Origin of the sequence: Aeromicrobium sp., assembly GCF_049587115.1 — a bacterium.
GTDB lineage: Bacteria > Actinomycetota > Actinomycetes > Propionibacteriales > Nocardioidaceae > Aeromicrobium.
The window spans coordinates 18,768-33,521 of sequence record NZ_JBAVDI010000060.1 but is presented as its reverse complement, the minus strand read 5'-3'; the positions used below and the strand labels follow the sequence as shown (position 1 = coordinate 33,521).

Genomic DNA, 14,754 nt, shown 5'->3' with positions numbered 1-14,754 from the left:
GAAAGTGACCCCTCAGCGGACGGGAATTGACCCGTCAGCGGGGCTGGGGGGGAGGCGGGTGCCGGTCAGACCGGGATGGTCGCGATGGGGGCCGTCGTGGGCTGCGCGGAGCCGCCCGTGGGTTCGACCGTCACGGCGACCTTTTGGGCACCGTCGAGTCCCTTCATGATCATCTGTCCATCGGTGACGAACGTGCCGTGCGAGGTGGCACCGGATCCGTCAACCATCCACACCTGGTAGACCTTGTCCGCGCCCGGGCTCGGCAGATCGTTGGCGAAGATCACGGCGGCGTCCTGCCCCGCCGAGGAGATCATCCGGACGTTGCCGCCGCCGGGGAAGGTCTTCGCCGACGTGGTGGCATCGGCCGCAGCCAGCACCGATGAGACTGCCGCGTACTCGTTACGGGCGTCGTTGGCGCTGTTGCGTTCGACCGCATAACCGCCGACTCCGACAGTGCCGACGAGAAACGCAGCGGCCATCGCGAGTCGCGGCAAGGTGCGTCTAAGGCCGCGGTGCTCGGCGAGCGAGGTCACGACGGGGCGCTCCTGCCGAGTGCTGGAGATTTCGCTCAACAGCCGGGCCCGCAGGGCAGGCGGAGGAGTGTGGGCGAGAGCCTCACCGAGGCGAGCGGTGGTCTCCTGGAAGCCGTCGAGCTCTGCGCGGCACGTCGAGCACTGCTCGAGGTGCGCGGTGAAACGTGTGCGCTCGTCGGCGTCGACGGCGTCCAGCGCGTAGGGCGCGCTGAGCGAATGTAGATCGATGGTGGTCATGCTTCCACTCCCATGCAGTCGCGCAGACGAACAATTCCGTCGCGCATTCGAGTTTTGATCGTGGCGGGGTTGGCCTTCAGCGTGTCGGCTACCTCCGCGTACGTGTAGCCCTGATAGAACGCCAGCGTCACGGCTTCACGTTGCAGTTCGGTCAGTCCGTCCATGCAGCGGCGAACCTGCTCGTGCTCGAGGCTGATCGTGACTGTCTCTTCGACCTCGTCGAAATCCGGGCCGTTGGACCAGTCGTACTTGTTCTCACGGTTCGTCGCGGCCTGATCGTGTCGCACAGCGTCGACGGCCCGGCGGTGCGCGAGCGTCAGGATCCAGCTCTTGGCGCTGCCCCGTGCGGCGTCGAACTTCACGGCCGACTGCCACACTTGGATGAAGACCTCCTGCGAGATCTCCTCAGCGCGCGAAGGATCTCGAACAACACGTCTGGCCAGGCCGTAGACCGAAGCTCCGAGCGCGTCGTAGAGGCCCGCGAAGGCAACTTCGTCGCCTCTGGCGACGCGGACGAGGAGATCGCTGAGATCCGCGGGGGTCGCCGGAGCATCGGTAGTCGCAAGCCTGAGCTGCGGCGCACCTGATGTCACGTCATTCTCCTGTCGTAGCTGCTTCCTACGAACCATTCGTTGCCGCCTTGCCTGGGGATGGTTGAAACTGTCAAAGTTCGAGTGTGTTCTGCGCCTCATCCTAATGTGCCGTGGGGCCGACGCCGACGCCCGTCAGTGGCGCGCGATCCCTCGCCCCGGGCCGGGGGAGGCAGGCGGGGAACGTGACCCAGCCCGCACGCCTTCATCTGGCGTGCGCCGCGATCGCGTGCCAGCATCGATGGCATGAGCGCACGCCTGGATCACCACAGCACGCCCGAGAACCCTCGGGCGATCGTGCTGTTGCTGCACGGCGGTCAGGAGCGCAGCCTGGAGCCGGTGGAGAACAAGCATGCCAGCTGGTGGCGGATGGCACTCATGGCCCGCTCGCTGCAGCACTTCGCCGAACGGACCGATCTGAGGCTGAGCCTGCTGCAGTACGGCCAGCGAGGCTGGAACTCCGATTCCGGTCCCACTCCGGTGGCGGACGCCAGATGGGCGCTAGATCAGCTCGTCGACGCACACCCCGATGTGCCGATCCTGCTGGTGGGGCATTCGATGGGTGGCCGCACCGCATGCCGGGTCGCCGACCATCCCTCCGTCGTCGGCGTGGTCGGGCTCGCCCCGTGGCTCCCAAACGGCGAGCCCAACCAGCACATTGCCCGTCGTCACCTTCGGGTCCTGCACGGCACCGCGGATCGCTGGACCTCGGCGGCGGCCAGCAAGGAGTATGTCGAGCGCAGCCGGAGCATCGCTGCCAGCGCTACATGGACCGCACTGTCCGGCGCCGGGCACTTCATGTTCCGCCGCCGGTCGACGTGGCAGCGCTTCGTGGAAGACTCGCTCCTGGACATTCTGGACTCCGCCACCTCGCACGAGGGGGCGCCGAACAAAGGCCTCGCGTGACCGATCTCGTGGCATACCTCGTCGGTGGCGCTGCCGTCCTGGTCGGCGCCTACGCGGGCTGGCACATGCTGCGCGACAGGCCGCTCGGTGATCCGCTGTTCTATGCCGTCGGTGCGCTCGAGATCCTGCTCGTCGTCCTGCTGGTCGGAGCGTCGATCGCGCTCAGCACGACGTCGCGGGATGTCGACGGCGTCCTGTTCGTGTCATACCTCGTGACGATTGTCGTCATCCCGCCAGCAGCCGTCCTGTGGGGCATCGCTGAGAAGACCCGGTGGGGGACCGGCGTGGTGGTCATTGCGATGATCACGACCGCTGTGCTGGTGCTTCGACTGCTCGGCATCTGGAAAGGGTCCTATGTCTGACACCTCGCGCGGGTTCGGTCGTGCTCTGGTGGCCGTCTACGCGGTCTTCGCCCTCGCCGCCTCGGCCAGGTCGATCTTCCAGCTCGCCAGCAAGGCCGGCGAAGCTCCCTTCGCCTACACGATGTCGGCACTCGCTGGCATCGTGTATGTGGTCGCGACCGTGGCGCTGGCGCGCAGCCTGCGCCGCACAGCACTGGTCACGATCAGCATCGAGCTCATCGGTGTGCTTGTCATCGGCGCGCTGTCGTTCGCGGACGACCAGCTGTTCCCCGACCAGACAGTGTGGTCGGGATTCGGCGCCGGCTACGGCTACATTCCGCTCGTTCTGCCGCTGATAGGACTGTGGTGGCTGCGCCTGACGGCCTCGACCGAGAAGTTCTAGGGCCCTACGCACTCATACCGCGTAGGGCCACTGCCATTCAATCCCGGCAGCTGCCGCGGGCCGGGTAGCGACACGCCGGCCAGGACTCACAGCAGACCACAACGCTCACGGAAGTAGTCCAAGAACGCCTTTCGCTGTGATCTGCTCAGCGGGAGGAAATACGAGGCCTGCTCACCGACACCGTCAGCCACGACCTTGACCGGGAACAGTCGGCCGACCTTGTCTTCGGCCAAGGCATGCGGATCACACCGTGCCGGGACGACCGTCATGACCAGCGCGGCCGGCGGATCTCCCGGCCCCAGCGGCACGTCGACCCGGGCCGGTGAATCCGGCGCCTGCCGGAACAGCACCGTCGACCCAAAGCCGGCGAAGCGAACGTCATCGCGATGACCTGAGGGCGTCATCGTGACGGGCAGTTGCAGGACCGAAGCCCGACCCGCACCAGATACTCGCGGCTCTCCGACGACGATGCGCGCGGCGGCCTCCAACGTGGTGCGGGCGCAGTCCCGATCGGCGAAGTCCGCGGCATTGCCATAGCGGTCGTCTGCCCGAGCAGTCGATTCCTTTGCAGGACCTGCGCCGAGCCGGTAGGTCAGACGCACCATCGCAGCGATGTCGGTACCGCAGCGACCCAGCGGCATCGTGAACTGCAGGTCTGCCTCGTACGTCGCACCGACCTGCTTCATGCCGGACCACCGCACCGTTGCGAATCGTGGGGAGGTCAGCACGTACTTGCGAATAGTGAGATCGCGACGGGTGTTGTTCTCGACCCGCAGGAACAAGACGCGTCCTTTGCGCTCGACCCGTGACTGGTCGATGTGGACCACGACTCCATCGGGGAGCGCGACCTGATCGAGCTCGTTGCCGCAGGCAGAGGCACCCAGCAGCAGTGCTGCCAAGCAGCCGAGCGCCGCGACGCGGATCATCCAACCATTGTCGCGCTCGAGATCGCGGCCGACCAGCATCGTCGGCCTCCTTCCATCACCCCTTGAGCTGGGGCACCTGGGCCGTCACCCAGCTCGGCGACAGGGTCACGACGTCGCCGATGACGGTGATGGCGGGAGATCTCGCGCCGATCGCTTCAGCCCGATCGGCGATCGTCGCCAGAGTGCCTACCGTGACCCGCTGCTCCGCGCTGTAGCCATTCTCGATCACCGCGGCTGGCGTCTGAGGATCGTGACCCGACTCCATGAGCTCACGCACAGTTTCGGGCAGTCGCTTGACCCCCATCAGCATCACGACCGTGTGCGCTCGGTCGTGCGGTAGGTCGACCAGCGACTCGTGCCCCGTGACCACGGTGAATCCGCGGGCCAGACCACGATGGGTCACGGGTATGCCGGCTTCCGCGGCGACGGCGATGGCACTGGTGACCCCGGGCACGACCTCGACGGGGATGCCGGCTTCACGGCAGGCAATGAGCTCTTCCCCGCCTCTGCCGAACACGTATGGGTCGCCGCCCTTGAGTCGGACGACGACCTTCCCCTGCTTGGCCCGGTCGACCAGAATTGCGTTGATCTCGTGCTGAGGGATGGGGTGGTGATCCGGCATCTTGCCCACGTCGATGACCTCGACATCGGGAGCGAGCTCGGCCAGGACGCCGTGAGGGGCTAGTCGGTCGACCACCACGACGTCGGCTTCCGCCAGCAGGCGGCGGCCACGCGTCGTGATCAGTCCCGGGTCACCCGGGCCACCACCCACGAGCGCGACGAACCCATCTGGGTGGTGCGTGCGGTGCCGCAGTGGCAGATCCCCGGACTGTAGAGCAGCGGCGACGCCGTCCCGAAGTGCCGCCGCTCGACCGGCATCGCCGCCACCACTGATGGCGACAGTCACGTCATCCACCCGAGCCACGGCCGGAGCCCAGGCGGTGGCATGAGCCGGGTCTCCGCCCTTGAGACACCAGATCTGTCGCGCCTGTGCGTCGTCAGCGACCTGACCGTCGACGTGGGGATCGGCGGTGGCCGTCTGCACCAGCCACGCACCGTCGAGATCTCCGGGCCGGTACTCCCGCGCGAGCCACGTGACGTCACCGCGGCCGATCGGCGACGCCAATGAGTCCGAGACCACGGGGGAGACGACGACGACGTCCGCACCGGCGTCCAGCAGCGAGAGTGTCCGCCGGGTGGCGACATGTCCGCCGCCGACGACCACGACCCGGCGCCCGCTCACCTGCAGCGTCAACGGGAAGCTGCCCTCGCCGCTCATGTCGGCCACGTCGTCACGCTGGCACCGATGTCTCGAGGAGGTCGACCTCGGTGGCCCTGGTGTCGAGCAGCGCGTCACCGACCATGCCAGCCGCGAGGGTGGCTCCGTCCTGCGCATCGATCAGCAGGAAGGAGCCCGTGACGCGAGAGTGCAGGTACTCCTCGGCGGGGATCGGCGACGCGAGCCGCAGCGTCACGTGTCCGATGTCGTTGAGGCCCAGCGTCTCAGCGGGAACGAGCTGGGCAGCGTCGAGGTCGAGCTTGCCGCAGATTGCCTGAACGATGCCCCGAACGGTGCGAGTTCCGTGCTTGACGAGCACTGTGGTCCCGGGATGCAGCACGCGATCGGCAAGCCAGGCGATCGTGCCGTTGATGTCCCGCGTGACGGCTGGGACACTGCGCGACGTGACGATGAGATCACCACGGGCGACGTCGATGTCGTCGGTGAGGCGCAGAGTGACAGATTGCGGCGCGTACGCCTCCGTGAGCTCCCGGCCAGCGAAGTCGATGCCGGCGATGGTGCTTGCGCGTCCGCCGGGCTGGATCGTGACGGCATCGCCCACGCGGACGAGTCCTGACGCGACCTGACCGGCATAGCCGCGGTAGTCACGGAATGCCTCGCCCGCGGCCGACTGCGGCCGGATGACGATCTGGACCGGGAACCGAAACGGCTCGGAGTGCGGGTCGCCGGCGGGGGAGAGCTGCTCGAGATACGTCAGCAGGCTCGGGCCGTCGTACCACGGCGTACGCTGTGAAGGCTCGACCACGTTGTCGCCGTCGAGCGCCGAGACCGGGATCGTGGCGACGTCGTCGAGACCGAGGGCGCGGGCCGACGCGAGCACCTCATCGGAGACTCGGTCGTAGATCTGTTGGTCGAAGTCGACGAGGTCGATCTTGTTGACGACGACGATCACGTGGGGCACCCGCAGCAGTGAGGCAACCGCGAGGTGACGACGGGTCTGCTCCTGGATGCCGTGCCGCACGTCGACCAACAGCACGATCACGTCGGCCGTGCTGGCACCCGTGACGGTGTTACGTGTGTACTGCACGTGGCCGGGGCAGTCGGCAAGGATGAATGACCTTTCGGCAGTGGCGAAATAGCGGTACGCCACGTCAATGGTGATGCCCTGCTCCCGCTCGGAGCGCAGGCCATCGGTCAGCAGCGCCAGATCGACTGAAGCGAGACCGCGATCGCGGCTCACCCTCTCCAGGGCGTCGAACTGGTCGGCCAGCACCGACTTGGAGTCATACAACAGACGGCCGACCAGGGTGGACTTGCCGTCGTCGACCGAGCCAGCGGTAGCCAGTCGCAGCAGTGTCCTCATCAGAAGTAGCCTTCCTTCTTGCGATCCTCCATGGCTGCCTCCGAAGCTCGATCATCCGCACGAGTCGCTCCACGCTCGGTGATCCGCGTGGCGGCGACTTCGGCGATGACGTTCTCGACCGTGGTCGCGTCGCTCTCGACGGCACCGGTGCAGGACATGTCACCAACTGTTCGGTAGCGCACCTGCCGCGTCTGAACGACCTCGTCCGCGCCGGGCGCCGAGACATCGGAGACGGCGACGAGCATCCCGTCGCGCTCGAACACCTCGCGCTGGTGGGCGTAGTACAGCGTGGGCAGGGCGATCTCCTCCGCGGCGATGTACTGCCAGACGTCGAGCTCGGTCCAATTGCTCAAGGGGAAGACACGCACGTGCTCGCCCGAGCGATGACGGCCGTTGTAGAGATTCCAGAGCTCCGGCCGCTGGTTGCGCGGGTCCCATTGGCCGAACTCGTCTCGTAGGGAGAACACCCGTTCCTTGGCACGAGCCTTTTCCTCGTCGCGACGTCCGCCACCGAACACCGCATCGAACCGACCCGCCGTGATGCCGTCGAGCAGCGGCTGGGTTTGCAGCTGATTGCGAGTGCCGTCACTGCGTTCACGCAGGCGGCCGTCGTCGATGTAGTCCTGGACGCGCGCGATCTCGAGCCGCAGACCCAGCCGTTCGACGGTCGCGTCGCGAAACGTCAGCACCTCGGGGAAGTTGTGCCCGGTGTCGACGTGCATGACGGGGAACGGCACGGGCGAGGGCCAGAACGCCTTGGCGGCCAGATGCAGCATCACGACCGAGTCCTTGCCGCCGGAGAACAACATCACCGGCTTGTCGAAGTCGGCAACGACCTCACGGATGATGTGAATCGCTTCGGACTCCAGCCATTGCAGCTGGGTGAGGCGGCGTTCGTCGGTCTGGGTCATCGGAGCCTTGTCGGGGTGCTGGGTCAGGGGATCAGGAGTGCAGGCCGCACTCGGTCTTGTCGAGCCCGGCCCACCTACCGGCGCGGGGGTCCTCGCCGGGTGCGACGCGACGGGTGCAGGGGGAACAGCCGATCGAGGGATACCCGTCGCTGACCAGTGGATTGACGATCACGTCATGCTCCTCTGCGTAGGCGAGGAGCTCGTCGAACGTCCATGCGGCGAGGGGGTTGATCTTGACCAGACGGTTCTTGTCATCCCAGCTGACGAAGGGCGTGGACGCCCGGGTCGGTCCCTCATCGCGACGTACACCGGTGATCCAGGCCTCGTACCCCTGGAGCGAGTCGTGCAGCGGCTGGACTTTGCGCAGATCGCAGCACAAGCCTGGATCTCGCTGGTAGAGCTTCGCGCCGTGCTCGGTGTCCTGCTCGATGACGCTGAGGGGCGGCTTGACGTCGACGATCGTGAGCCGCATGGAGGCCTCGACCGCGTCGCGGGTGCCGAGGGTCTCAGCGAAGTGATATCCCGTATCGAGAAAGAGGGTGTCGACCCACGGCAGATGAGCGGCAACGACGTGGGGGAGAACGGCATCGGCCATCGAGCAGGCCACGGCCGTTCGGTCGCCAAACTCCTCGGCAACCCACGCGAGCACCTCGTCGGTGTCGGAGCGGGCGAAACGCTTCTCGGCCGCCGTGGCGACCGCGTGCAGCTCTTCGACGGACCGTCGTGGGGCTCGCTGATCACGGGACGCCAGGTGCGCGGCGCGCTCACGTGCGTGCACCGCTTGCTGCGCGCGTCGTTCGTCAAGGGTGAGCCCGGGCTCTGTCATGCAACTCACCTTTGTCCTCTCACCCGGCCGGTCGGCCTCGGTGGTTTCACGGTAGATCGCGCATCTCACCAGTCGGAGCGGTGTCCGCATCGCGGACAACTCAGACAAACCACCGAGGTTTGGTCCTTCGTGGGCGGGGTATTGGGTGCGATGGTGGCCTCAGTCACCCATGAAGAGAGGGAAAACCATGGCTTTCATCTTGTGGATCATCGCGGTCGCCATCGCGATCTACGGAATTGTGCGCCTGGTGCGCGGGGACATCCTGATCGGCATCGTTTTGCTGATCGTGGCTGCACTCGTCGGACCCGGCGGTTACAGCATATTCGGCTGAGGCCGGACGGAGGGTCGCGCAGCAGATGCGCGGCCCTTCGTCATGTCCAGACGAGGCTGCTCGGACTATCCTCGAAGCATGGTCCGTTACATCGAGATTCACCCCGACAATCCGCAACAACGATCGGTCGACCAGGCCGCCGCGGTGATCCAGGATGGCGGTCTCATCGCCTATCCGACCGACTCCGGCTACGCACTCGGTGCCCAGCTCGGCAACAAGGATGCCCTCGATCGCATCCGCACGATCCGGCAGCTCGATGACAAGCATCACTTCACGCTGGTGTGCCGCGACTTCGCCCAGCTCGGCCAGTTCGTGCACGTCGACAACGCCATCTTTCGCGCCGTGAAGTCCGCGACGCCCGGGCCGTACACCTTCATCCTGCCCGCAACACGTGAGGTTCCCCGCAGGCTGCTGCACCCCAAGAAGAAGACAGTCGGTGTCCGAATCCCCGACAGCAAGATCGTCGGAGCCCTGCTGTCCGCCCTCGGCGAACCCATACTCTCCACGACACTGATCCTGCCCGGCACCGACGAGCCGATGTCTGCGGCCTGGGAGATCGCCGAGCAGCTCGATGGCCAGATCGACGTGGTGATCGAGTCCGGTGCCGAGGTCATCGCCGAGCCGACGACCGTGATCGACTTCTCCGATGGCGTTGCCCAGGTGGTCAGGGTGGGGGCCGGCGACCCAGCGCCGTTCGAGTGAGTGCGCCCTCCGTGCGTTGAGACTGCAGAACCAACGGCACCGTCAGCACGATCACGACGATGCCGACAAGCATCAAAGCGCCAGCTGACAGTGTGTTGAGAGCCAGCGTGCTGAGCAGTGGAGCGGCGAAGCCGACGTACGTCAGGCTGTAGAACACCGCATTGAGCGTTCCGAGATCGTCGGGGTGGGCGAGTGACTCCACGGTGGTCAATCCGCCCACCAGGATCAGCCCGTACGCCGCGCCGAAGAGCACGGCTGCGGGAAGGACGAGCCAGGCGGTATTGGTCGCCGCGAGCAGAGCGCCGACCGCGAGGCCAGCGGCCGCCGCCGCGAGGCCGGTGAGAATGACGACGCGTGGGTCGCGCAATCGCCGACCGAGCGGCTGCACGGCGACACCGGTCCACAACGTCAGCCCCGTGAGGGCTCCGGTGACGGCAATCGGTGCGAATCCGATCTCGACAAAGCTCGGCACAGTCGCAAAGCTGATCGAGGCGGCACCAAAGACCCATGGCGCGGTGACCGCGATCCCGAGCAGGAATTGACGCGACCGCAGCGCCTGCCAGACGTCGGAGCGTCGCAGCGACTCGTCCGTGCTGCGAACGACAACCGGCTCAGGGGCGTTCCACGCAATCGCGATCACTCCGATCATCAGCACCAGGTGCGGGAGGTACGGCAGGACGGTCGGATGGGGCAACCACTGTGCGATCCCGCCGGCGACCAGCGGTCCGGAGCCGAACCCGGCTGAGAGCGCCAGCGTTGCCCGCCGAGCACCGGTGCCGGGCGGTCTGTCCCCGCACAGCTCCTTGACCCACGCAGTGCCCGGGGCGAAGGCTGCACCCGAAGCGACGCCTGCGGCGAGACGGCCCAGCAGCAGCACCGAGACATGGTTGCCGCCGACCAGCAGGACGACCGTCGCCACGACCGAGAGCACCAGCACAGGACGCATGACCCAGCGGCGTCCGATCCGGTCCGAGATGGGGGCGACGATCAGCAGAGCGGGAATCAGTCCCAGCGCATACGCCCCGAACAGGGCGGTCACCACCTCGCTGGACGCGCCTTCCTCGTTGCGGTAGACCAGCAGCATCGCAGCGAACTGGTTGGCACCCCACCCGACGGCGAACAGTGCCGCGGACACACGCAACCAGGCGGGCACGCGGGAAGCGACGGTCACCGCGTCACTGTAGGCGTCTGCTCAGACCGCCCGGCCATCGAGGTGCAGCCCGTAGAGAGCCTTCGAGCCGTCGATCTCCGGGACCAGCACCTGCCAGCCCCGTCCGCCGTACAGGCGCGCGGCCGCGCCGTCATCAGGAGCGGTGGCGAGCAGTGCGCGTTCCTGCGGCAATCCCTCGACCAGGACATCGTGCAGCTTCCCGGCCACGCCGCGCCCTCGGTGTCCCGGATCGACGACGATGTCGACAAGTTCGAAGTGGTCTCCGACCCAGGTCTCGACGATGTCAGCTGGGGCAGCGCCTGCGAGCCAGTCGCTCCAGAACTGTCCGCGCTTGCCAGTGAAGCCGTAGCCATATCCGGAAACTTCGCCATCGGTCGTCGCGACGACAAGCCGGAATCCGTCACGCCGCGCGTGCCTCGGGACCGTCGATGACGCGAAGTTCTCGGCGTCGAGCCTGCTCTCCGGCAGGGAGGCATCTCCGTAGGCGGCGAGATACACCGTGGCGAGCGAGTCGAGCACCGTGGCGTCGAGCTGCTTGCGGGTCAGGGCGATCACGGTCGTCGTCATGTCTACCTCAACTCCTTTCGGAAGTGAATCCATCCCCGGCACTCAGATCGATCGGTGATCGACCCGTGGCATCCGGGGCCCACGTCGTTCGGGACGAACATGCGGACTGAGCCGTACCAGGGTCACGACGCGGAGCCGATGGGGTCGCCACGGCTCGAGGAGCTCGGCAAGTCCTTCGTCATCGATCCGACGGCCGATCAGTGCGGTGCCGACGTCCTTGGCGACGTGAAAGTCGCCGAATGGGACGGCATCGGCATCTCCCAGAGCGCGGGAACCGACCTCAGCAGCAGTCCAGACGCCTACGCCGGGAATGCTGCGCAGGCCGCGGTAGACCGCCGCATGGTCACGACCATGCGAAGGAATCAGGTTCTCGACCTGGCGACCAACACGGGCACAGGCCTGGGCCGTGCTGGCTCGCTGAGGATCGACACCCGCCCGGTGCCATTCCCAGGAAGGGATGGCCGCCCAGGTCTCGGCGTCCGGAAAGACCCGCATGTCGTCGGGTGCTGGCCCAGGAGCAGGATCGCCGAACCGTTGATGCAGACGGCGCCATGCCGCGAACGCGTCCAGTCCGACGACCTTCTGCTCGAGCACGGCGGCGATCAGCGCTTCGAGCACCAACCCCGTTCGAGGTACGCGAAGGCCCGGGAAGCGACGGTGTGCGTCAAGCAGCACCGGGTGCTCCGGACGGAATCCGGAAATGTCGTCCTCCGCCCCCACGAGGGATGGGAGTCCATCGAGCAGCTCGGCCGCACCGTCACCCCACGCTCGTGCCTCGACGACGGTGGGGGCGATCTGTCGCAACACGTAGGTCACGGGGCCACTGGACATACGGCTGGTGCGCCAGAGACAGTTGCCATCGCGGCGCGTCGTCGGATCGCCGGCGCCGCGGCGGAGATGAGCCAACGTCAACTGTATGTTGACGGGCTGATCCATGCGGAGCTCGCGTCTGGACGAGATCTCGGGTGCACCCACCATGCCGTCAGTGTGCCCGCCAGCGCCGACCGCTGTCATGCGATGTGCTGGCGGAAGGTCAGCAGCCGGTCGAGCAGCCGCTGCCACAGTGACGGGGGAGTGGACGCTGCATGCTCTCGGCGTAGCTGCGCGGCCATGGCTCGTTGATGGGTGACGCGCTCGGACCGTCGCGCGCTCCACGCCAGGATCTCGTCGTCGGCATCACGCAGGGGAGTGATGACGGGCGGTCCACCCTGAAGCTGCCGGCGCGCCTCGACGATCCGGGCGTTGAAGTCGTCGATGATCCGGCGTACGCCGTCGGGCGTGGACTCGCGGTCGAGAATGTCGTCCATCTCAGCGTGCTCGTTGCGCAGCGCCAGCGCTGGAGGGAGCACCGAGATCTGTTCGCGGGCGATGAGCTGCTTGAGCCACCAGTTGGGATCGTGAGGTGCGTCGATGTCTGGGATCGGCTTGCCGCTGCCCGGCAGATCGTCGAACTCGCCGCGACGGATCGCCTGCTGGACCTGCAGCTCGACCCATCGTGCCTGATTCCCCATCCGCTGATCGAGCGCTTCGGCCGCGTTGTCTCGGTCGATCTGATCGTCATCCGGAGCGGCTTCAGCTTGGAGCCGGTGCCGGTATTCGTGCTGCTTGCGGTCCCGAGCGCTCATCATGATCACTCCTTCGGGTCTGCTCCGAGGCTAACCGGCGCGTCGCAGCAGCACGACCCCGTCGAGCAGGTCGGTCATCTCGCCACGCTGCATCGCAGTCCGTTCTCGTGTCTCCGCCGTCACGACGTGCCAGTCGCCCGGCGAGAACAGCCCGACGATCTCATCGGTGGTGAACAGTCGTTCCGGGTGATTGGCCCCAGCGTGGCCTGCGGGGTAGTGGCCGACGACCAGCAGGTGCCCGCCTGGAGCAACGGCTGCACCGAGCGAACGCATCGCCTGGCTGCGTGGCGGATCTTCGAGCTGGAAGAACTGCGCCGAGACCAGGTCGTAGGTGTGTGGCGCAGGGGGAGTGGTGACCACATCGAGGTGGTGGAACGCGATGTCGTGACCGAGTGACGTTGAGTGCGCTCGGGCCCGCTCCAGGGCCACGTCGGAGACGTCGACCGCGGTCACGTCCCACCCGTGCTGCGCCAGCCACATGGCGTCGGCCCCTTCACCACATCCGACATCGAGCGCTGAGCCAGGAGCGAGGCGGGTCGCCTCGGCCACCAGCTGCGCGTTGGGTTCACCGCTCCAGATCGCCGACTGCTCGCGATAGAACCCGTCCCAGTCGGCGCTGCTGGTCATGTTGCTGGTCATCGGACGCTGGTCCAGTTCGACCGCGGTGCTTTGCACGTCAAGGTCATCGCAGAAACGTTATCGGAGCTCATCGAGCTCGGCCAGCGCAGCGGCTGGAGAGGCGCTCCGTAGACTCCAAAGTGGACTGCCTCTGCACGTCCTTCATTACTTAAGTTGACATAATGTACATTATCGGACAACAACATTCGAGTGAGGACGCCGCCGATCCGGGTGATTGGCGGCAGTAACTGGCAGACCGCCCCAGTCGTACGCCGTGGGCATACGTCAGGGGCGGTCAGCCATCCTGCGGGACTAGGCCTGCTGGCCGAGGCCGAACTGGACCGATCCGTCGGGGTCGACCTGGGCGTCAAGCACCTTGTCGTCCAGCAGCTCGGCGGCAGCCTGATCCAGGAACACGCGTGCGCCATCGGCGTCCACGACCTTGTCGCCTGGTTCAGGTGACTCGACCGGAGCCAGGCTGAGACCGGCCTCCTCGCCGGAGCCGGCTTCGCTGATGCGGAGTCCGGCCTGTTCGGGATCTGCAATGCCTTCGCTGATCTTCTTCACGATGTCGGCTGCATTGTCGGTCAGGGTGAGCATGGTTGTTCTCCTGTCGTCAGTGACTTGGCCAACCATCCACATTGCCAGAACTGCTCGCTAAATCAAGTCAGGTGAGTTGCAGGCGCTCGAGTCGTGCGTAAACCCGTCGCGTTCCCTCGCAATGGGTCAACAACCCTGGCCCGTCAGAGGAGGCCCAGGGGCGGCAGGATTGGGAATGACCCACCCCGGGCCATTATCGTGGGTGCATGACTGAATCGGTGGTGGCGATCCGTCACGTTGCTCCCCCCGTCGTCCGCAGCCTCGACCTGACCGCCAAGGCGTTCTTGATCGTGCTCCTCGTGACCGCGCTGCTGTTCCCGGATCTGGGCAACATGCGGGAGAAGGCAGCCGGGCTCCGAGCGGTCACCTATCCCCTGCTGGCATTCACGATCCCGGTGCTGTGGTTCACGTTCTGGCGCGATCGTGCCTCGTTCCCGTGGGTGGCAGACCTGCTGGTGACGGTCACCTGCTTCACCGACACCCTGGGCAACCGGATGAATTTGTACGACACCATCTCGTGGTTCGACGACTGGATGCACTTCATGAACACAGGTCTGCTCGCGGCCGGCGTCGTGCTGCTGACCCTTCACCGCAGCGCGACCTTGGCCGCGACGGTCGAGCGCGCTCTGTCCTTCGGCGTGACGGCTGCCGTCAGCTGGGAGATCGCCGAGTACTTTGCCTTCATCAGCAAGTCTTCGGAGCGGCGTGGGGCCTACACCGACACGCTGGGAGATCTCGCACTTGGCTCGCTCGGCACGATCACGGCGGCTGTCGTCGTGCACGGCTTGTGGCAGCGGGGTCGGCTCGCCACGGCGGCGCCACAGATGGAACGCGGCGCCATCATGGCTGCTTCTACCTAGCGAT

19 protein-coding genes are annotated in these 14,754 nt (G+C 66.5%); 6 read left to right on the top strand and 13 right to left on the bottom strand.

The window, feature by feature from the left end:
* Positions 1–65: 65 nt before the first annotated feature.
* Positions 66–770, bottom strand: a complete 705-nt coding sequence (locus WB461_RS05930) for an anti-sigma factor (protein WP_423851801.1) — start codon at positions 768–770, stop codon at positions 66–68.
* Positions 767–1,363, bottom strand: coding sequence for an ECF RNA polymerase sigma factor SigK (sigK, locus tag WB461_RS05925; RefSeq protein ID WP_423851800.1), 597 nt, complete (start codon positions 1,361–1,363; stop codon positions 767–769). The genes WB461_RS05930 and sigK overlap by 4 nt, the downstream gene beginning before the upstream one ends.
* Positions 1,364–1,606: 243 nt before the next feature.
* Here sigK and WB461_RS05920 point away from each other — a divergent pair, with 243 nt between their 5' ends.
* From WB461_RS05920 to WB461_RS05910, 3 genes are read left to right on the top strand one after another with little or no spacing between them, the layout of a single operon-like run.
* Positions 1,607–2,266, top strand: coding sequence for an alpha/beta hydrolase (locus WB461_RS05920; protein ID WP_423851799.1), 660 nt, complete (start codon positions 1,607–1,609; stop codon positions 2,264–2,266).
* Positions 2,263–2,628, top strand: coding sequence for a hypothetical protein (locus WB461_RS05915; protein WP_423851798.1), 366 nt, complete (start codon positions 2,263–2,265; stop codon positions 2,626–2,628). Before WB461_RS05920 ends, WB461_RS05915 begins: the two co-directional genes overlap by 4 nt.
* A complete protein-coding gene (locus tag WB461_RS05910; protein WP_423851797.1) occupies positions 2,621–3,010 on the top strand; it encodes a hypothetical protein in 390 nt (129 codons plus the stop codon). The genes WB461_RS05915 and WB461_RS05910 overlap by 8 nt, the downstream gene beginning before the upstream one ends.
* Before the next feature lie 86 nt (positions 3,011–3,096).
* Here WB461_RS05910 and WB461_RS05905 read toward each other — a convergent pair whose 3' ends face one another.
* From WB461_RS05905 to WB461_RS05885, 5 genes are read right to left on the bottom strand one after another with little or no spacing between them, the layout of a single operon-like run.
* Complete coding sequence (locus WB461_RS05905) at positions 3,097–3,975, bottom strand: hypothetical protein (RefSeq protein ID WP_423851796.1); 879 nt, start codon at positions 3,973–3,975, stop codon at positions 3,097–3,099.
* Positions 3,976–3,991: 16 nt separating this feature from the next.
* Positions 3,992–5,215: a uroporphyrinogen-III C-methyltransferase gene (gene cobA / locus WB461_RS05900; protein ID WP_423851802.1), complete on the bottom strand. Its 1,224-nt coding sequence runs from the start codon at positions 5,213–5,215 to the stop codon at positions 3,992–3,994.
* Positions 5,216–5,228: 13 nt separating this feature from the next.
* Positions 5,229–6,539: a sulfate adenylyltransferase subunit 1 gene (locus tag WB461_RS05895; protein ID WP_423851795.1), complete on the bottom strand. Its 1,311-nt coding sequence runs from the start codon at positions 6,537–6,539 to the stop codon at positions 5,229–5,231.
* Positions 6,539–7,450, bottom strand: coding sequence for a sulfate adenylyltransferase subunit CysD (gene cysD / locus WB461_RS05890; RefSeq protein WP_423851794.1), 912 nt, complete (start codon positions 7,448–7,450; stop codon positions 6,539–6,541). The genes WB461_RS05895 and cysD overlap by 1 nt, the downstream gene beginning before the upstream one ends.
* A 31-nt stretch (positions 7,451–7,481) precedes the next feature.
* Complete coding sequence (locus WB461_RS05885) at positions 7,482–8,276, bottom strand: phosphoadenylyl-sulfate reductase (protein WP_423851793.1); 795 nt, start codon at positions 8,274–8,276, stop codon at positions 7,482–7,484.
* A 187-nt stretch (positions 8,277–8,463) separates the two neighbouring features.
* Here WB461_RS05885 and WB461_RS05880 point away from each other — a divergent pair, with 187 nt between their 5' ends.
* Together WB461_RS05880 and WB461_RS05875 are read left to right on the top strand one after the other, a co-directional pair.
* Positions 8,464–8,607 carry a GPGG-motif small membrane protein gene (locus tag WB461_RS05880; protein WP_423851792.1) on the top strand — a complete coding sequence of 48 codons (144 nt, stop codon included), beginning with the start codon at positions 8,464–8,466 and terminating at the stop codon, positions 8,605–8,607.
* A 78-nt stretch (positions 8,608–8,685) separates the two neighbouring features.
* Positions 8,686–9,309 carry an L-threonylcarbamoyladenylate synthase gene (locus WB461_RS05875; RefSeq protein ID WP_423851791.1) on the top strand — a complete coding sequence of 208 codons (624 nt, stop codon included), beginning with the start codon at positions 8,686–8,688 and terminating at the stop codon, positions 9,307–9,309.
* Here WB461_RS05875 and WB461_RS05870 read toward each other — a convergent pair.
* The 6 genes from WB461_RS05870 to WB461_RS05845 all read right to left on the bottom strand — a co-directional run bounded on the left by WB461_RS05870 (position 9,272) and on the right by WB461_RS05845 (position 13,890).
* Positions 9,272–10,480 carry an MFS transporter gene (locus WB461_RS05870; RefSeq protein WP_423851790.1) on the bottom strand — a complete coding sequence of 403 codons (1,209 nt, stop codon included), beginning with the start codon at positions 10,478–10,480 and terminating at the stop codon, positions 9,272–9,274. The two genes, WB461_RS05875 and WB461_RS05870, sit on opposite strands and share 38 nt — an antisense overlap.
* A gap of 21 nt (positions 10,481–10,501) precedes the next feature.
* Positions 10,502–11,047 carry an N-acetyltransferase family protein gene (locus WB461_RS05865; RefSeq protein WP_423851789.1) on the bottom strand — a complete coding sequence of 182 codons (546 nt, stop codon included), beginning with the start codon at positions 11,045–11,047 and terminating at the stop codon, positions 10,502–10,504.
* Between the two features lie 42 nt (positions 11,048–11,089).
* Complete coding sequence (locus WB461_RS05860; RefSeq protein WP_423851788.1) at positions 11,090–12,025, bottom strand: DNA-3-methyladenine glycosylase family protein; 936 nt, start codon at positions 12,023–12,025, stop codon at positions 11,090–11,092.
* Between the two features lie 32 nt (positions 12,026–12,057).
* Positions 12,058–12,675 carry a DUF1992 domain-containing protein gene (locus tag WB461_RS05855; RefSeq protein ID WP_423851787.1) on the bottom strand — a complete coding sequence of 206 codons (618 nt, stop codon included), beginning with the start codon at positions 12,673–12,675 and terminating at the stop codon, positions 12,058–12,060.
* Positions 12,676–12,702: 27 nt separating this feature from the next.
* Positions 12,703–13,311, bottom strand: a complete 609-nt coding sequence (locus tag WB461_RS05850; RefSeq protein ID WP_423851786.1) for a class I SAM-dependent methyltransferase — start codon at positions 13,309–13,311, stop codon at positions 12,703–12,705.
* A gap of 291 nt (positions 13,312–13,602) precedes the next feature.
* Positions 13,603–13,890 (bottom strand): HesB/IscA family protein, encoded by a 288-nt coding sequence (locus WB461_RS05845; RefSeq protein ID WP_423851785.1) that lies wholly within the window; start codon positions 13,888–13,890, stop codon positions 13,603–13,605.
* Positions 13,891–14,096: 206 nt separating this feature from the next.
* Here WB461_RS05845 and WB461_RS05840 point away from each other — a divergent pair, with 206 nt between their 5' ends.
* A complete protein-coding gene (locus tag WB461_RS05840; RefSeq protein ID WP_423851784.1) occupies positions 14,097–14,750 on the top strand; it encodes a hypothetical protein in 654 nt (217 codons plus the stop codon).
* Positions 14,751–14,754: the final 4 nt, after the last annotated feature.